This window comes from Streptomyces sp. NPDC053367, assembly GCF_044545925.1.
Classification (GTDB): Bacteria; Actinomycetota; Actinomycetes; order Streptomycetales; family Streptomycetaceae; genus Streptomyces.
Window position 1 is genome coordinate 108316 of the sequence record NZ_JBITYN010000016.1, and the last position, 17631, is coordinate 125946.

General features: G+C 72.0%; 11 protein-coding genes and 1 pseudogene. 4 read left to right on the plus strand and 8 right to left on the minus strand.

What is annotated here, in order from left to right; all coding sequences use genetic code 11:
• Window positions 1-74: 74 nt before the first annotated feature.
• From ACIGXJ_RS35535 to ACIGXJ_RS35545, 3 genes are all read right to left on the minus strand, one after another.
• A complete protein-coding gene (locus ACIGXJ_RS35535; protein WP_399654535.1) occupies window positions 75-611 on the minus strand; it encodes an SRPBCC family protein in 537 nt (178 codons plus the stop codon).
• A 216-nt stretch (window positions 612-827) separates the two neighbouring features.
• Window positions 828-1622 (minus strand): maleylpyruvate isomerase family mycothiol-dependent enzyme, encoded by a 795-nt coding sequence (locus tag ACIGXJ_RS35540; RefSeq protein WP_399654538.1) that lies wholly within the window; start codon window positions 1620-1622, stop codon window positions 828-830.
• A gap of 94 nt (window positions 1623-1716) precedes the next feature.
• Window positions 1717-3219 carry an MFS transporter gene (locus tag ACIGXJ_RS35545; RefSeq protein ID WP_399654541.1) on the minus strand — a complete coding sequence of 501 codons (1503 nt, stop codon included), beginning with the start codon at window positions 3217-3219 and terminating at the stop codon, window positions 1717-1719.
• Window positions 3220-3366: 147 nt separating this feature from the next.
• Between ACIGXJ_RS35545 and ACIGXJ_RS35550 the strand changes: the two genes are divergently transcribed.
• Complete coding sequence (locus tag ACIGXJ_RS35550; RefSeq protein WP_399654543.1) at window positions 3367-3810, plus strand: MarR family winged helix-turn-helix transcriptional regulator; 444 nt, start codon at window positions 3367-3369, stop codon at window positions 3808-3810.
• Here the strand turns inward: ACIGXJ_RS35550 and ACIGXJ_RS35555 are convergent.
• Both ACIGXJ_RS35555 and ACIGXJ_RS35560 read right to left on the minus strand, forming a co-directional pair.
• Window positions 3779-4051 (minus strand): annotated as a pseudogene (locus ACIGXJ_RS35555) (GTP cyclohydrolase I); the annotation flags it as partial. The gene ACIGXJ_RS35550 and the pseudogene ACIGXJ_RS35555 sit on opposite strands and share 32 nt — an antisense overlap.
• A 345-nt stretch (window positions 4052-4396) precedes the next feature.
• Window positions 4397-4699 carry a hypothetical protein gene (locus tag ACIGXJ_RS35560; protein ID WP_399654546.1) on the minus strand — a complete coding sequence of 101 codons (303 nt, stop codon included), beginning with the start codon at window positions 4697-4699 and terminating at the stop codon, window positions 4397-4399.
• A 212-nt stretch (window positions 4700-4911) separates the two neighbouring features.
• Here ACIGXJ_RS35560 and ACIGXJ_RS35565 point away from each other — a divergent pair, with 212 nt between their 5' ends.
• The gene (locus ACIGXJ_RS35565) at window positions 4912-11640 is read left to right on the plus strand and encodes a polymorphic toxin-type HINT domain-containing protein (RefSeq protein WP_399654547.1); all 6729 of its coding nucleotides are present in this window, start codon (window positions 4912-4914) and stop codon (window positions 11638-11640) included.
• Between the two features lie 100 nt (window positions 11641-11740).
• On the opposite strand, the gene ACIGXJ_RS35570 is transcribed toward ACIGXJ_RS35565, so the two are convergent.
• The 3 genes from ACIGXJ_RS35570 to ACIGXJ_RS35580 all read right to left on the minus strand — a co-directional run bounded on the left by ACIGXJ_RS35570 (window position 11741) and on the right by ACIGXJ_RS35580 (window position 14192).
• A complete protein-coding gene (locus ACIGXJ_RS35570; protein ID WP_399654549.1) occupies window positions 11741-12121 on the minus strand; it encodes a hypothetical protein in 381 nt (126 codons plus the stop codon).
• A gap of 88 nt (window positions 12122-12209) precedes the next feature.
• On the minus strand, window positions 12210-13349 hold the full coding sequence (locus tag ACIGXJ_RS35575) for a hypothetical protein (RefSeq protein WP_399654552.1): 1140 nt from the start codon (window positions 13347-13349) through the stop codon (window positions 12210-12212).
• Window positions 13350-13523: 174 nt separating this feature from the next.
• The gene (locus ACIGXJ_RS35580) at window positions 13524-14192 is read right to left on the minus strand and encodes a beta-glucanase (protein ID WP_399654555.1); all 669 of its coding nucleotides are present in this window, start codon (window positions 14190-14192) and stop codon (window positions 13524-13526) included.
• A gap of 879 nt (window positions 14193-15071) precedes the next feature.
• Here ACIGXJ_RS35580 and ACIGXJ_RS35585 point away from each other — a divergent pair.
• Both ACIGXJ_RS35585 and ACIGXJ_RS35590 read left to right on the plus strand, forming a co-directional pair.
• The gene (locus tag ACIGXJ_RS35585) at window positions 15072-16277 is read left to right on the plus strand and encodes a hypothetical protein (protein WP_399654557.1); all 1206 of its coding nucleotides are present in this window, start codon (window positions 15072-15074) and stop codon (window positions 16275-16277) included.
• Between the two features lie 505 nt (window positions 16278-16782).
• Complete coding sequence (locus tag ACIGXJ_RS35590; RefSeq protein ID WP_399654559.1) at window positions 16783-17307, plus strand: hypothetical protein; 525 nt, start codon at window positions 16783-16785, stop codon at window positions 17305-17307.
• Window positions 17308-17631 lie beyond the last annotated feature (324 nt).

Consider the following 17631-nt stretch of genomic DNA (forward strand, 5'->3'; position numbering starts at 1 on the left):
CGGCTGTCAGCCGTCCTTGCCCGTGGCCTCGCGCACGTGCGGGAGGGGTCCCGGCCGCGTGGTCCGGCCGGCCCCTAGACGTTCCCCTCCGCCTGCTCCCGCTCCGGCCCCGGCTCCCGCTCCAGCTCGCGCTTGAGGTTGCGCAGGGTCCTGGCGATGTTGCGGGCCTGGAAGTCGGCGAAGGTGCTGCCCGCGGTGGCGATCCGGTCGAAGAGGCCGGCGGCGGAGTCCGGCCAGCGCCGACGGTCGTCCGTCCAGGTCTCGGTCACGCGGGTGCCGTCACCGACGGGCTCGAAGCGGTACTCCCAGGTGGCGATCGGGGCGCGCAGGCGCGGCCGGGTCAGCCCGATCTCGTGCACTCGGAAGGCGAATGCGCGCTCCGGCTCGGCCGCGGTGACCGTGCACCGCGTGACCCAGCGGAACTTCCCGCGCTTGTTGCGCCCGACGAACGTCGTCCCGACCGTGACCGGGCCGGACGCCGCTCCGGGGGCCGTCCCCAGGTTCTCCGGGCTCCAGCGGCCCATCTCGGACGGGTTGCTCACCGCGCGGTACGCGACCGCCGGCGCGACGTCGACGATGATGCTGTCGCTCACGGTGAACACGCGGGACATGGTGCTGCCTCTCGACGGGGAAACGCGAGTTACTGCCGAGTAGGGATCATTGCACGGTACGCGCCGCACAACCAGGGGGCGAGGAGCCCCCCGTATCGCCGTCCACCTCACACGCACCGGACGCCTCGACCGCGGAGTCGAGCTCGACGTCAGCCGGAGCCGGGCCGCGCGACCGCGTCCGGCCGCGATCGAGGAGCGGGCCCGGGAGTGAGCCGGTCAGAACGCCGAGTTGGCGAACCAGAGAGTCAACAGGTCCTCGTCACCGTCGTGCGTGACGGCCTCCTCGCCGAGGCGCAGGCGACCGTAGACGAGCAGCAGCAGGTCGGCAGCGGTGGCCCGGACGGTCGCGTCGGCGGGTTCCGCCGCCGACGCGGTCGTGTCGAGGCCGAAGCCGTCGGGCCGGAGGCGGACGAGCCAGTCGCCGTCACCGTCGGTCGCCCGGAAGCGGATGGTGCCGCCGGGTGCGCGCAGCTGGGCGACGTCGGGTGCGAAGAAGGCGGCGAAGGGCAGGTTGACGAGGAACTCGTCGATCCCGTCGACGGCCGACCGGCGCTCGATCACGGGCCGCAGCCCGAGCGCGAGTTCGGCGTCGACCCGGTGCAGCAGGGTCTCGAAGAGCATACGGCGGGCCCAGAAGCGGGCGTGCTGGTCGACGCCCCAGGCCCACATGGGCAGGTCGGGGTCGGTGGCCGCGAAGGCCTTCTCGGCGACGGTCGCGCTCTCGGCCAGCCAGTCGGCGTATCCGTCCTGCCGGTCCGGGAGCCGCAGGTCCACCTCGCGGCTCCGGGGCGGTTCCTGGATGCGCGCGTGCAGGAGTGCCGCGAACCAGCGCTGGACGCTGCCGGTGTGCTTGACGAGGTCCGCCAGGGTCCAGCCGGGACAGCTCGGCACGGGAGTCGTCAGATCGGCGTGGGTGAGCGCCGCGACGAACCGGGCGGTCTCCGCCGCGATCGCCGAGCGGTGGTCGACCGGGGCCGGTGCGTCGCTGTCGCTGTGCTGCGGGGGGTTCAACGTGGGGTGCCCTTCTGCGGTGGACTTGGATCGGATGCGGTGAGCGAGGGAGCCGTGCCCGGCACACGGGAGGAGCTGCGGGCAGCGGACCCGGTCAGACGGTCTCGGCCGCCGGCTGGGCCGGTGCGGGCTCCGCGGCTGCGACGTTGCGCGCCTTGGCCGCGGACGGCGTGTGCGCCTTCCTGAGCCCGAACAGGGCGACGGCCGCGACCAGGACGAACGCCGTACCGGCGAGGGCGAACCCGGTCGTGAACTGGCTCTCCTGGGGGAGGGCCGGCATACCGGCGGGCAGCTCGATGGTCTTCGACGCCAGCAGGGAGGTGATCACGGCGCTCGCGACAGCGCTGCCGACGGAGCGGGAGATGGAGTTGATGCCGTTGGCGATGCCGGTCTGGTGGGCCGGGACACTGGCGACGATGAGCGCCGGCATGGCGGCGTAGCCGAAGCTGATCGCCAGGCCGATGAGCATGCCCGCGCCGATCACGGAGGCACTGGTGTCGTGCGCGAGGGTCAGCCAGGCGAAGCCGAGCACTCCGAAGCAGGCGCCCGCGGTGAGGGTGACGCGTGCGCCGAGCCTGCCCACCAGCACCCCGCCGACCTGGGCGCCGGCCAGGGAGACGAGCGTGGTCGGGAGCAGGTAGACGACCGACGCGGCGAGCACGGAGGCGCCGAAGCCGTAGCCGACGAGGTCCTCCGGCATCTGCACCAGGTAGGAGACGCCGATGAACTGGGTGAACATCGCGAAGCCGAGCAGCAGGCCCGCCAGGTTGGTGAACAGGACCGAGCGCTGGACGAACATCTTCATGTCCACCATCGGCTCCTCGACCCGGTTCTCGGTCAGGACCCAGACACCCGTCATCACGACCGCGCCGGCGAAGGCGCCGAGCGTGCGGCCGGACGTCCAGCCCCACTCGTGCCCCTGCGACAGAGGCAGCAGCACCAGCACGAGCAGCGCTCCGAGGGTCAGCGCGCCCAGCCAGTCCGTCCGGCCGCCCGTCTTCGTACGCGAGGCGGGCACTACGAACAGCACGCCCGCGAGGGCCACCACCGCGAGTGCGGCCGCCAGCCAGAAGACCCGGTGGTAGTCGGGGTGCGAACCCTGGGTGAGGAGGCCGGCGCCGACCAGGGCGAGCCCGCTGCCGAACGCGAGCGTGCCGCTGACCAGCGCCATCGCGCCGTGCAGCTTCTCGGGCCTGACCTCCTCCCGCAGGACGGACAGGGCGAGCGGGAAGATCGCGGTGGCCGCGCCCTGCATCACCCGCCCGACGATCAGCCAGGTCAGTGAGGTGGTGGTGGCGGCGAGCACCGAGCCGGCGATCATCACGAGCAGCACACCGACGAGCGTGGGCTTCTTGCCGTGCTGGTCGCCGAAGCGGCCGAGCAGCGGGGTGAACACGGCGGCGGACAGCAGCGTGGCCGTGGTCACCCAGCTCACGTTCGCGGTGGTGGCGTCGAGGTCGTTCTGGATGATCCCCAGGATCGGCACGACCAGGGTCTGCATCATCGACACGACCATGGCGGCCAGCCCGAGCACCAGGATGATCCCGGTCTGCCCGGACGGTCTCGACGACGACGCCGCTTGCTGAGAGTGAGACACGGAAGCTCTGCCCTAACTGTGTGGAACCCGCGATGCTTGAGGATCGCAAAGCTTGAGGATCGCGATGCTTGAGAATCTCAAGCAATCGCCCTGACGGTAGACCTCAATATTTGAGATAGTCAAGCTTCCGGGCGTAGGGTGAGTCTCATGACAGGAACCCGCGGTGTCGGCACAGCTCGGCTGATGGAGTTGCTCTCGGTGTCGCTCGCCGCCTACTACGGCGACTTCACGGCCGCCGCGGCGAGCGAGAACCTCACGGCCAGCCAGGCCAAGACCCTCAACGTGCTGCGCCGGGGCCCCGCCGCCATGCGCGTTCTCGCCGAGATCCTGACCTGTGACGCCTCCAACATGACGGGCATCGTCGACCGGCTGGAGAAGCGCGGCCTGGTGCAGCGCGAGCCCAGCCCGACCGACCGGCGCGTCAAGAACGTCGTCCTCACCGCCGAGGGCGAGCGCGTCATCGACGTGATCCGCGGGAAGATGCACGCCACCCGCGCCGGCCTGGACCGCCTCTCGGACGAGGAGCGGGACACGCTCTACGCCCTCCTGGAACGGGCCTTCACTCCGCAGTCCCGGCCCGCCACCGCCTGAGCCCGCTCGCCCCCTCCCGGGGCGCCGTGGTCAGAAGGCCGCTCCCCGTCAGGCCGAGGAGAGTGGAGGTCATGGTGCTGGAGCCGGTGGCCTGCACTCCGCGCAGCGTCATGCAGCAGTGCTCCGCCTCGATGGCCACGCCGACGCCCTTCGGCTGTAGATGGTGCTGCAGCCAGTCGGCGACCTCCTTGGTGAGGCGCTCCTGGACCTGGGGGCGGCGGGCGAAGTGCTCGACGACGCGAGGGCTGACCGCCTGCGAGCGGCTCCTCGACCAGCACGGCTACGAAGCCCTCCGGGAGACCCCGACCCGGGTACGGCTGCGCAACTGCCCCTTCCACCCGCTGGCCGCGAAGGCCCCGGAGCCGGGGGAGTGCTGCGTCCGGCTGGGCCCCAGCACGGCTGAGCAGGGCGCGGCACCCGGTCAGGGCGAAGCCGAGCCGTCGTCCGACCGCTGACCCGCAGCGCACTGCGCTGACCGTCACGGCCTCGTCCGGCTCATCGCTCCGCGGGCGGGCCGACGCCCCGGGTGGCTGCCCGGGACGCGAGGAGCCGCAGGCCCTCTTTGCCGTCAGCCCCCCTTGTGCCGTCAGGCCGCGTCGCCGCCCTCGCCGCCCTCCCGCTGACCGCGCTCCCGCTGTCCGCGCTCCCGCTGTCCGCGCTCCGGCTGACCGCGCTCCGGCTGACCGCGCTCCGGCTGACCGCGCTCGTGCTGACCGCGCTCGTGCTCGCGCTCTTGCTGAGCGGCACGCGGCACGGTCCGGCCTGCGCGGGCGGGAGCCGCCTCCGCCCGGCACCTCCGAGCCGAGGGCTCAGGCGCCGCCGACTCGTCCCCGGCTGGGGTGAAGCGTCGGACGAACGCCTGGACGGAGCCGTTCACCGGCGCCCCCATGCCGCGGCACCCCGCGTTCACCCGAGGGAACGGCAGACACCGCACGGCGTGCGCCCGGATGGCACAAGTGGCCTAGATCACGGGGCAGTTTGAGCACCTTCCGGCCTCAGTTGTCGCAACTTGTAGCAATTCCAGTTCACTTCCTCCCCATTACTTTTGCAACAGCGTCACACACAGCTGACGCACAGCAACTCACAAGAGACCGAGGAGTCATGACGATCCATATACCCGGTCCCAGCGAACGGGGCCGGCCTTGGTCCGGGGGGACACTCCGCTCGACTGCGGGAGGCGTCGCCCTCGCACTGGCCGTCTCGTTGCTCGACGCCACCGGCACGGCGTTCGCGGCAGAGGCGGACAAGGCAGGAAAGGACCCGAAGCCCGCGGTGACGCAGGCGGCCGACATCCCGTCCGCCCGCGTGGCCGCACGACTGTCGGGGAGACGGGTCGAGGCCCTCTCCGAACGGACCGAGACCTCGACGACGTGGGCCAACAAGGACGGCTCGCTCACCACCGAGCTCACGGCCGGCCCGATCCGCTACCAGGAGAACGGCCGCTGGCACCCGGTGGACCTCACCCTGGTGCAACAGGCCGGCGGCGCGGTCGAGCCCGTGGGCCACCCCAACGGGCTGCGGCTCAACGCCGGCGGCGGCGCGAAGGCCCGCTCACTGCGGGAGACGGCCACCGCCGCGGCACGCGACCTCGTGACCCTGGGCGAAGGCGACCAGCAGATCACCCTCCAGTGGAAGGGCGGCCTGCCCAAGCCGCGGCTGGAGGGCACGCGCGCCACCTACGTGAACGCCGTACCCGGCGCGGACGTCGTCGTGGAGGCGACCCGTACCGGCTACGAGCAGTACGTCGACATCCGGCAGCGCCCGGCCACCGACGGCTACACCTACACCCTGCCGCTGAAGGCCAAGGGCCTGAAGGTCAAGCAGCAGAAGGACGGCAGCCTCCTCTTCACCGACCGGAAGAACAAGCGGCGGGCCGTCATGCCCGCCCCGGTGATGTGGGACGCGACCACCGACAAGGTCTCCGGAGAACACACCCACCGCGCCAAGGTCGGCCTCGAGGTCGTCCAGCGCAAGGGCTCCGTCGACCTCGTCCTCACCCCCGACGCGAAGTTCCTCGCGGACCCGAAGACGAAGTACCCGGTGACGGTTGACCCGTCCACCTCCGCGCTGAGCAACGTCTTCGACACGTACGTCCAGCAGGGCGAGACCGTCGACTGGTCCGCCGACACCGAGCTGGACCTCGGCAACCCGGGTACGAAGAACGCCGACGGCACCTTCCGCACGGCGCGTTCCTTCATCTCCTGGAACACCGCGCCGATCGCCGACGCGCTGGTGATGGACGCCAAGCTGTCGCTGTGGAACTTCCACTCCGGCAACTACACCGGCTCGTCCTGCCCGAACCAGCCGTGGGAGGTGTGGTCCACCGGGGCCGCGTCGACCTCCTCGCGGTGGACGGCCCAGCCGGCGTGGATCGCGGAGAAGGCCACCTCCTCGGAGACCCGGGGCAACGCCTCCTGCAGCACCCAGCCGGACGGCTGGATCAACGCGAACGTCACCACGCTGGTGCAGGAGTGGGCCTCCGCGAAGGCCGCCAGGTCCCATCTGGGCCTGCGCGCCTCCGACGAGAACGTCACCGGGCAGTGGAAGCGCGTCAACTCCGCGAACGCCGCGTCGAACCCGCCCAAGCTGGTCGTCACCTACAACTACCGCCCGCGCACCGGCACCAAGCAGGAAGCGGGCCCGCCGTACTACTCCTACAGCGGCGCCTACGTCGTCAACACGCTGACCCCGACCCTGCGGGACACGTTCGTCGATCCCAACGGTGACAAGGTCAACGGCACCTTCCAGATCTTCGACGCCGCCACCAACACCCAGGTCGGTAACGTCATCGTGTCGCCGTGGGTGAACTCCGGGCAGGTCGCCTCGGTGACCGTCCCGGCCGGGGTGCTGACCAACGGCAAGACGTACAAGTTCCGCACCTCGCCGTACGACGGCACGCACTACAACCTCGGCTGGTCGGAGTGGAAGACCTTCACGGTCGACACCACCGCCCCGTCCGCGCCCGCCTCGATCACGTCGACGGACTACCCGTCCACCGCGTGGGTCAAGGGCGCCGGGCAGGCCGGCACCTTCACCGTCACCCCCAACGGCACCGATCACAACTGGCTCGAGTGGTCGCTGGACGGTGTGACCTGGACGAAGGTCGCCACCGGCGGCTCGACCGCCGCGAAGGCCATCAGCGTCACCCCGCCCAAGGACGGCACCCACACCCTCCAGGTCCGGCAGGTCGACAAGGCCGACAACAAGTCGGAGGCCGTCGACTACACCTTCCACGCCGGGCCGGGCGGCTTCGTCCAGCCCGACGAGGGCGAGCGCACCGCCCGACGGCTGCCGCTCGTCGCGGAGGCCGACGGCTCGAAGTTCGACAAGGTGTCGTTCTCCTGGCGCCGTTCCGAGGCCGACCCGTGGGTGCAGATCCCGGCGGCGCACGTCACCTCCGGCGGCACCCCGCTGACCGCCTGGCCGGTGCCTCTGACGGCCGGCCGCAACGCCCAGCTGGTGTGGGAGGCCACCACCACGGTCGACCCGGACGGCACCGTCCAGATCAAGGCCGACTTCACCGGCCCCGGCAGCGCCTCGGGCAGCACCCAGCCGCTGACCGTCGTCGTCGACCGCACCGCGTCCGGTGCCGCGACCGACGAGATCGGCCCCGGCGAGCTCAACCTGCTGACCGGTGACTACACCCTGTCCGCCACCGACACCACCCACTTCGACCTGTCGGTGACCCGCACCGCGTCCTCCCGCAAGCCGGACGCCGGGGCACAGCAGACCGGCCAGGTGGCCATCTTCGGCAAGGAGTGGGTGTCGGGCACGGCCGCCGAGGCCACCGACTCCGACTACTCCTACCTGCGCAGGATCTCCGACACGGCCGTGGCCGTGGTGGACCTGGAGGGCGAGGAGATCTCCTTCACCGCCAACGCGGCGAAGACCGGCTGGATCCCGGAGCCCGGCTCCGAGGAGCTGACCCTCACCGGCAGCGTCACCGGCAGCTTCACCCTCTCCGACACCGAGGGCACCGTCACCGAGTTCACCAAGCCGGACCCGGCCGCGACGACCTGGCAGGTCTCCAGCGCGCTGATGGACGGCCTGGCCCAGACCTCGACGACCGTGGTCTCCGAGACGGTGAACGTCGACGGCAGGACGCTGGCCCGCCCCAAGCGCGTCATCGCGCCGACGTCGGCGGCGTCCGCCGCGACCTGCACGGCCACCCCGGCCACGAAGGGCTGCCGCTCGCTGGAGTTCGTCTACGCGACGGCCACCACCGCGACCGCCTCCACCCTCGGTGACTTCGCCGGCCAGGTGAAGGAGATCCGCCTCTGGTCGACCGACCCCGGCGCCGCCGCGGCGACCTCCAAGGCCGTGCAGACCTACCGCTACGACGCCGCAGGCCGGCTCACCGAGACGTGGAACCCGCTGATCAGCCCCGTGCTGAAGACGCAGTACGCCTACGACGGCGCGGGCCGCGTCACGCAGGTCACCCCGCCCGGGCAGCTGCCGTGGACGTTCACCTACGGCAAGGCCGGCTCCAGCAGCGCGGCCGGTGACGGCATGCTGCTCAAGGCGTCGCGTCCCGCGCTGAAGCAGGGCACCCTCGACGTCGTCGAGGGGGAGGCCGCCACCAGCGTCGTCTACGACGTGCCGCTGACCGGCACCACCGCCCCGTACAAGATGGGCGCCGCCGATGTGAAGGCATGGGGCCAGACGGACGCGCCGACCGACGCGACCGCCGTGTTCCCCGCCGACTCCGTCCCCGCGTCGAACGCGGGCAGCGCCCTGACCGCCACGTCGTACCAGCGTGCGGACGTCACGTACATGGGTGTCTCGGGCCGCGCGGTGAACGCCGCCACGCCCGGCGGGCACATCTCGACGACGGAGTACGACCGCTTCGGCAACACCGTCCGTGAGCTGACGGCGGCCAACCGGGCCCTGGCGCTCGGTACGACCGCCGCGGACCGCGCCGCACAGGCCGAGCTGGGCATCGCCTCGCTCGCCTCGGCCGAGCGCGCCGACCTGCTCAGCACCGAGTCCGTCTACAACGACAACGGCACCCGGGAGCTGGAGGAGTTCGGCCCGCTGCACCGCGTCGACCTCACCGCGGACCTGAAGTCCGGCACGACCACGCTGGTGGCGGCGGGCTCGCCCGTCACCGCCCGCAGCTGGACGGTCAACGAGTACGACACGGGCCGCCCGACCGACGGCACCGCCAAGGTCAAGGACCAGGTCACCAAGGTCACCACCGGCGCCCAGGTGCGCGAGCACCCCGGGGTGCACGGCGAGACCCGGGTCGTGCAGACGGTGTACGACTGGGCCAAGGGCCTGCCGGTCAAGTCGATCCAGGACCCGGCCGGACTGGCGATCACCACCACGACCGAGTACGACGCGCTGGGCCGCGTGGTCAAGACGTACAACACCGGCAGCACCGGCGCCGACGCGGGCACCGTCGTGACCTCGTACTGGTCGGCGACCGGCACCGGCCCGTGCGCCGGCCGGCCGGAGTGGGCCGACCTCGTCTGCTCCACCGGCCCCGGCGGCGCCATCACCGGCGGCGGCAGCAACCCGGCCCAACTGCCCACCACGACGACCGAGTACGACTGGTGGGGCAACGCCACCGTCGGCACCGACACGGCGAACGGCGTCACCCGCACCACGACCACCACGTACGACGCGGCCGGCCGCCCCGTCACCGTGAAGGTCACCGGCGGCAGCGGCCAGGCCGTCCCGGAGGCCACCACCGAGTACGACCCGGCCACCGGTGAGGAGATCCGTACGACGTCGCCCACCGGCGGCACCATCACGCGGGTCTACGACAAGCTCGGCCGGCTCGCCTCCTACACGGACGCCGACGGCGGCAGGACCACCACCGAGTACGACCTGCTGGACCGCCCGGTCAAGGTCAGCGACACCGTCCCGTCCAGCGTCACCTTCACCTACGACCACACCGTCGAGCCGCGCGGCCTGGCCACGAAGGCGACGGACTCCGTCGCGGGCGTCTTCCAGGCGACGTACGACGCGGACGGCTCGGTCGCCACGGAGAAGCTGCCCGGCGGCTACACCCTCACCCAGACCGAGGACACCACCGGCGCCCCGGTCGACCGCACCTACACCCGTGACAGCGACGGCACCGTCGTGATGTCCGACGCGGTCACCGAGTCCGTACAGGGCCAGACCACCAGCCACGCCGGCTGGTCGGACCAGACCTACCGCTACGACGCCGCCGGCCGCCTCGTGCAGGTCGACGACACCGTGGACACGGTCTGCACCCGGCGCACCTACGGGTTCGACAAGCACAGCAACCGCACGTCCCTGACCACGGCCGCCTCGGCGCCCGGTCTGGACTGCCCGGCCACCGGAGGTACCAGCAGGACCTCGACGTTCGACAGCGCCGACCGCATCACCGACGCCGGTTACGTCTACGACGCGTTCGGCCGCACCACCGCCCTGCCGGGCGGCGTGAGCGTCGGCTACTACGCCAACGACCTCGCCTACCAGCAGACCAGCGGCAGCAAGCGGCAGACCTGGACCCTCGACGCCGCCCTGCGCTTCCGCGGCTGGACGGTGGAGTCCAACAGCGGCGGGACCTGGTCGCCGACCGAGAGCAAGCTCAACCACTACGACGGCGACAACGACAATCCGCGCTGGATCGTCGAGAACACCGCCACCGGTGCCCTGACCCGCAACGTGGACTCCCTGTCCGGGAACCTCGGCGCGGTCACCAGCGCCACCGGTGACACGGTGCTGCAGTTCACCGACATCCACGGCGACGTGGCGCTGCAACTCCCGCTGAACGCGGGAGAGGCGCCGATCGTCCTCGACACCGACGAGTACGGCAACCCGCGCGACAAGCAGCAGGCCGTGCGCTACGGCTGGCTGGGCGGCAAGCAGCGCTCCAGCGAGACGGTGGCGGGCTTCACGCTCATGGGCGTACGCCAGTACAACCCCGCCACCGGCCGGTTCCTTTCGACCGACCCGCAGCGCGGCGGCAACGCCAACGCCTACGAGTACTGCTCGGCCGACCCGGTCAACTGCTTCGACCTCGACGGCAAGTGGGGCTGGAAGAAGTTCTTCAAGAAGGCCAAGCGCTGGGCCTGGCGCAACAAGTGGGACATCGCGCTCACCGCGGCCGGCTTCATCCCCGGCCTCGGCGCCGCGGCCTGGGGCTACCGCGCCTACCGCGGCTACCGCGCCCTGCGGGCCGCCCGGGCCATCGGCCGCAGCTGCCGCTGGAACTCCTTCCTGCCCGAGACGCCCGTCGTCATGGCCGACGGCAGCACGCTGCCGATCAGCCAGGTGCAGGTCGGGGACCGTGTCCAGGCGGTCGACGAGATCACCGGTGAGACCACCGTCTCCCCGGTCTCCGACGTGATCATCGGTCACGGCACCAAGGATCTCGTCACCCTGTCCGTGGACGCGGACGGCGACGGCCGGTCGAAGAAGATCACCGCGACCGCCAAGCACCCGTTCTTCGTCCAGGGCCGCGGCTGGATCGACGCGTTCCAGCTGACCCCGGGCTCGCGCCTGTCGAACCCGACCGGTCACGCGCCCACCGTCACGGCCACCAGCCGCACCCACGCGGTCCGCACCGTCTTCAACCTGACCGTCGCCGGCAGCCACACCTACTTCGTGGTCACCGACGGCCGGTCCGCACTGGTCCACAACTGCGCCAAGTACATCCCCAAGAAGCGCGGCGTCGTGAACTGGTGGGCCCCCAGGGCCAAGAGCAAGGCGGCCGCGATCCGTCAGGCGAAGCAGGTGGCCCGGTACGGAGGCCGCTGCCGCTACCGGGGCCCGTGCAGCTCCGGCACCCACGTCCACGTCGACTTCATCAACCGATTCGGACGGATCTTCCGCACCAACCACTACCGCTGGTGAACACCGCGGTCGTGACACGGGAGAGGTGACATGAACGTCGGGGCGGTCAGGAACTCCTGACCGCCCCGACGCGTACCGCCGCACGCCGACCCGTACGGCGTCAGCAGAACTCCTCCACGTACAGCAGGACTCGACCGTCCTCCGAGCGGAAGTCGTACGCCCGGTACCGTCCGGACTCGGGCTCCTCCAGCGCGTCCTTGATCAGGGACCACGCCTCCTCACGCCCGTCGGCCGGCACCGGCCGCAGCACCTCCCCGGCACTCTCGCCGATGACCATCTCCTCCGCGCCGCGCACGAGCCGTCTGGCCAGCCGCACGTCCAGCGGGCCCCGGCTCATCGTCCACGTACGGCCCTGCGTGTCGACGAGTTCACCCGCACTGGCGGGCGAGAGCCGGCCCTCGGCCGGACCGGGTCCCTCGGCAGGCTCCAGTGAGGCGACCACCTCGGCGAAGTTCTTCTCGGACGCTCGCTTCTTCGGCATGGAACCAGTCTGACAGCCGCAGTCGACACCGGCGTGGCGACCCTCGTCCTGCCTGCCCACGCCGTCGGCGGCCGCCGGCTGTTTCGTCCTACCGAGCCGCTCCGCCGCCGGTACGCAGGTCCGCGACCGGCGGGACCGTCCAGCGGGTGGGATCGGGGACGCGGGCGTTCGCACGGGACGCGGCGAAGGGGGCGTCGGCCAGGGCCACGGCGGCCAGGAACCCGAGCCAGGCGCTCGCCGCGCCGGAGACCAGGTCCAGCAGCAGCGGCGTCAGGGCCGCAAGCGCCACCGCCAGGCGCAGGTACATGCGGCCGTGGACGGCCGTACGGAAGGCCGGCCGGGGGCGGAGCGGGCGCCCGGCCAGGCCGGGGACGGTGGGGCGCAGGTTCGCCGGGTCGGTGAGGTAGCGGTCGGTGTAGTCGATCGCCGCGTAGCCCCAGATCATCTCGCCGGTCTCGGAGACGACGGCCACGGGGTACGCCGGAGGGCGCTGTCTGCGCGCGACCGCGAGAACCGCCTCCCAGCGCTCCGGCCACATGATCCAGATGTGCTCACCCTTGAAGCGGGCGCCGAAGAGGGAGACCTCGCCGACGGTGCTCCGGCCGAAGAGCCCGGGGAGCAGGCCCTGCACGCCGTACCACTTGCCGTGCTCGTCGCGGACCTTCAGCATCCGGGCGATCTCCGGCCGCGGGTCGATGAGCCTGGGGTTGTCCTCCTCCACGATCCGCGCCCATTCGGCGCCCGCCGACTCGAAACGCACGGCCACGACCCGTCCCGCCTCCGCGTCCTGGGCGAGGAGCCGGTGCCGCTCGGGCAGACGGCGCACCAGCAGCCTCCACAGGACCGGGACGAAGACGAGGAGCCACACGACCAGCGGGAGGGCCCCGAGGACCAGGAAGCCGTCGTGCACCTCACCGTGCGCGGCGAAACGGTACGCCGCGAACGGCGCGGTCGCCGCGAGCAGCATGCCCGCGACCGCGAACCGGTCCACCGGGTTCCGGGGCAGCACGGACGGCAGCCCGTGCCACTGCCGCGGCCCGGGCGCGGGCACGGGCTCCCCGCGGGTGGCGAAGGCCCACACCCCGGCGCACACCGCACCTGCGGCGAGCGCGGCCAGTACGTCCCAACGGGCCCCGTCCGCACGGTCGTACACCAGGCAGAGGAAGAGCGCGACGGCGGCGAAGCCGAACGCGGCGGCGCGCACGGCTTCGGTGGTGGTACGGCTCACGGGGCGGGTCTCCCGGTCGGTGCGGCGGTGAAGGAAACGGCGAACGGGGTCGTACTGCCGTTCGCCGCTTCCCAGACACCCGCGGTGACCAGAAGGTTGTACGGAGCAGGTGCACGGACTCCGCCCCTGCGTGCGGGTGCGCGGACGGGCGTTGCCCGGTGGCGGCCGAACCTGCTAGGGCCACGGGGGTGTTCGTCCCCGGGTGACGGTCAGGCTCTCCACCGCGTAGGACAGCTCGTCCACCCCGGCGTCGGGCGGGGGGTGGTAACGCCCCGCGCACACGGAGAGGTTGACGATCAGAGAGGCCCGCCAGTAGGCACCGACTCCGCGGCCGTCGGCGAAGACCTGTCTGCCGTTGAGCCGCCAGACCACGCTGCGGCGGCCGAAGGTCACGCTCAGGTCGATGACACCGCCCGGACGGACGGCGTCGTCGCGGACGTAACTCCCGCCCCCGCGGACATGGTTGGTGAGTTCCAGCAGATCGGGGTTGTCCGGGTGGTACTCGAAGACGTCGACCTCGTTGCCCCCGTCCCGCCAGGTCCACACCGCCGGCCAGGCACCCATCCCGACGGGCAGCCGCACTCTGGTGTCCAGCTGGTCCCCGGTGCGCACCATGAAACCGTCGGCGCTCTCCTCGGTGGTCAGCAGGCCCGTGTCCCACAGGCCGTCGGAGCGGCGTGTGGCGCGGAACGTACCGGTGCGGGAGTAGGCGGGATCCGCGGTGAGGTGGTCGAGTTTGTTGTCCCCCGGATTGGTCGGTCCGCCGCCGGGATACGCCCAGGAGCGCCCCGCGACCCACTGACGGTCGGAGGTGAAATCGGCGCTGAAGACGACCTCGCTCATCACGGCCTCCTTCCGCGAACGCACGGCTTCGTTGCCCAAGTCATCTCCAGCACGGCCCGGCCCATGCGAGGAGAGCGGGCGAGGGCCCTCGGTTTCACCCGGACGAGTGAGGGATCGGCTCGCAGGACGGGCAGGTGAGGGCCGCGGCGGCGGTGCACGGGACCCGGCGGGCCGGGGCGTCGCCGGACCGGCGCCGGCTGTCGCGCAGGCCGCCGCCGCTGCGGAACGGGCGGTAACTGCGGTGCGTTCCGCTGCGGTCAGTGGCCTGATCGGCGGGACATCGGCGACCGTGATGAGCGCGATGTTCGACCACCTGGCCCTCGGGAGGCCCGCCACGGCCGCCCACGCGGCCGACCACGCCGTCTCCGGACGGGCCAGAGGCTTCCTGGCCGGCTTCATGGGCCTGCCGGCGCACCCGCGCCGGACGTCGCGGCCGGCCGGTCGCGCGAGCGCCCGCACCGGCCCGGCCGCCTCGGCCACTTCGGTGCAGGACACTATCCGGAGCGAGGGACAGACCTGGCCGGGCCGGTGGGCGGAGGGGCGCGTCAGACCTGCTCGGCCGCGATCGGGCGGGCGGCGGGTGCCGGCATCGCCGGACGGCGACGGCCGAGCAGGCCACGACGACCGCGACGACGACCGCGACGACGACCCGGGCCCGGTCGGGCGCGTCCGAGGTGAAGAACACCGGGACGCCGAGCCGGGCGGACACCACCCGGGAGCACCACCGGCCCGCCTCCCGCGGCGGCGTCCGTGCCCTGCGGGTCCTGGTCGAGGGGAGATCACCGACCCGCACCGCTGATGGGATCCGCGAACCGCGGAGGCGGCCCTCGTCAGGGCAACTACCCTTGAGCGCCAGAAGGGTTGCTACAGGGGCGGGCGATGGACGACGAGATTCAGCTGATCGGTGACGGTGACGGACTCGCGGTCATCGGAAGGCCGGCCGCCGTGGAGCGCTTCCTCGCCTCGGAGGGACTGCTGTCGCTGTCCAGGGACTTCGGTCTGCCCCGGCTCGGACCTCTGCTGCGCAGGGGAGCCGGAGTCGCGCAGGCGGGCTCCGGGATCGCCGCCTGCGCGGGCCGCTGGGTGAAACTGACCGAGGAGTCCGCGCGACTGGTCAAGGAGCACGGGCTGATGGACAGCGGGACGCCGGGCGTCAGCTATGCGATGGTGGGGCAGCCCGGCGTGATCAAGTCCTGGCTCCAGGTCGCGAAGGGGCCCGGCTCGTTCCTGACCAACCCGGCGGTGCTCTCCGGCGCCGCGGGGATCATGGCGCAGCTCGCGCGGCAGCATGAGATGAACGAGATCAAGAGCCGCCTGGCGACGATCGACAAGAAGGTCGACGACGTGCTCCGCGGCCAGAAGTACGCCGAGGTGGCGAGGGTGGTCGGAGCGGGATTCGACATCGACTCCGCGATGACCGTCCGGGAGCGGACCGACCGGGTCGACGCGATCACCTGGTCCACGGTGCAGGGCAGGACCCACACGATCACCGACGCCCTGGGGTGGACGCTGCTTCGGCTCGACGCCGTCGCGGCGAGAGTGGAGGGCGCGACCGGGAAGATCGGTGACCTCGCCAGGACGGCCGAGCAAGCGGCCTCCGACGTCCGGGAGTTGCTCGTCGTCCTGGCCCACTGCCTCGGACTGCAGGACGCGCTCGACGTACTGCGACTGGACCGCGTGCTGGACGAGTCGCCGGACGACCTCGACGGACACCGTCTCGCGCTGAGCGCCGACCGGCGGAAGTGGCGGGAGCGCATCTCACGCGAGACCGGGCATCTGATGGCCCGCATGGAAGCGGCCGCCGACGCGGCCGACTCCCACGTGCTGCTGCACGCGACGACGTCCCGCGCGGTGGTCGGCTCCGTCAACCGGGTCGCCCTCGCCGTCGACGACTTCCACAGGTCGCTCGGACTCGACCACGAGCGGCAGGCATGGGAGGCGACCCGCTGGTGGGACGCGGCCCGGGACCCGGGCCAGTTGAAGAACGCGGCCGCGGAAGTGGGGCGCAGTCCGCTCGTCAGAGCGGGCGTGGCGGGCCTGGGGGTAGGGGCGGCGGTCCTGCTGAAGGCGAAGAAGACCGGCTGAGCGGGCGCCGGCCGTCAGCCGTGTGGGCGGCCGGCCGGACGGAACGAGCGGGTCACTCAAGTCGCTGCCCGTGCCATCCGTGCCGGTACTTCCCCCATGGCAGACCTCCACCCCGCGGGGGACCGGCCCGCGGCGGCCGACCTCGAGGGCGCGAGGACGTCGCACCGCGCCTGACCCGGGTACGGCCGAGTGCCCTGCCCTCGGTCCGGGCCCACCGGCTCGCGGCAGCCCTGGACGGCGACGGCTCGCACGGCCGGGCCGACCAGGCCGTCACCGACCTGTGGGACCAGCCCTGACGCGGACACGCGCGCCAGGCGCGGCCTGGTGCGAGCAGGACCTCGGCGCCGACCGACCGGCCTTCGCCCGGCAGGCCGTGCGGGCTACGCCGTGACGGCCGGATGCGGCGGGAGGTGAGCCGAGCGGGTGAACACCGGCTGTGCGCATGCAGTCACGGCCGAGGGGCCGTTCACTGGGAGAGGAATGCTACTTCTCAGAGGGAGGCCGTATGCCGGCACGCTGGACACGGAGTGCGGCGGCTGCGCTGCTGACGGCGGTCGTGGCCACGGGGGCCGCCGGGTGCTCGGACGACGACAGCAGCAGCAGCCCGTCGGACGTGGCGAGCAGCGCTCGGTCCGCCGCGGCATCGGTGGCCTCCGAGGCGTCGGCGGCGGCGTCCTCGTTCGCGTCCGAGGCGTCCGACGCCCTGGCCTCGGCCAGCGCCGAGGCCCAGCGGCGGCTCGACGAGGCCAAGGGCGGCGTGGAGGCCAAGGACGACGTGCAGCTCGGCGACGTCACCTTCGACGGCGAGGGACGGGCCACGGCCCCCGTGACCGCGCGCAACACCGCCGACTCCGCGAAGTCCTTCGCCGTACAGGTCAACTTCGAGGACAAGGACGGCAACGTCCTCGACACGGTCGTCATCACCCTCAAGGACGTGGCCGCCGACCGGTCCGCCGACGCCACCGCGCGCAGCCACCGCGAGCTCTCCGGGGACGTACGCGCCTCGATCGCCACCGCCCTGCGCTACTGACTCCGTCGCCCGGAACCTCGACGGCCGGGCGGAGCAGAGCAGTGGTCGCGGCGCCCAGATGTTCAAGATGCACCTTCTGCCGCCGTCTACTGACACGCAGCAACCGTCCAGCCGAGACCGAGTCGGCCGCCGCCGTCCGGCCCGGAGGGCCGACAGCAGAGCGCACGGGCGCCCGATCTGCCGTCGACGGCAGGGCGATGGCTCGATGGCCTGTCTGGCAAGCCCTAGCTGTATTGATCACAAGCGTTGTTAACGCCGGCAGGTCTTGATCATGGCGAAGACCTCCGGTGTGGTGGAGGTGTCTAGGCTCCACACCACGCACGG

Excerpts from the sequence above, each read along its gene's own strand:
- ACIGXJ_RS35585 (WP_399654557.1), top strand. The coding sequence starts at position 15,072 with ATGGACGACGAGATTCAGCTGATCGGTGACGGTGACGGACTCGCGGTC.
- ACIGXJ_RS35550 (WP_399654543.1), top strand. The coding sequence starts at position 3,367 with ATGACAGGAACCCGCGGTGTCGGCACAGCTCGGCTGATGGAGTTGCTC.
- ACIGXJ_RS35565 (WP_399654547.1), top strand. The coding sequence starts at position 4,912 with ATGACGATCCATATACCCGGTCCCAGCGAACGGGGCCGGCCTTGGTCC.
- ACIGXJ_RS35535 (WP_399654535.1), bottom strand. The coding sequence starts at position 611 with ATGTCCCGCGTGTTCACCGTGAGCGACAGCATCATCGTCGACGTCGCG.
- ACIGXJ_RS35590 (WP_399654559.1), top strand. The coding sequence starts at position 16,783 with ATGCCGGCACGCTGGACACGGAGTGCGGCGGCTGCGCTGCTGACGGCG.
- ACIGXJ_RS35570 (WP_399654549.1), bottom strand. The coding sequence starts at position 12,121 with ATGCCGAAGAAGCGAGCGTCCGAGAAGAACTTCGCCGAGGTGGTCGCC.
- ACIGXJ_RS35560 (WP_399654546.1), bottom strand. The coding sequence starts at position 4,699 with ATGGGGGCGCCGGTGAACGGCTCCGTCCAGGCGTTCGTCCGACGCTTC.
- ACIGXJ_RS35580 (WP_399654555.1), bottom strand. The coding sequence starts at position 14,192 with ATGAGCGAGGTCGTCTTCAGCGCCGATTTCACCTCCGACCGTCAGTGG.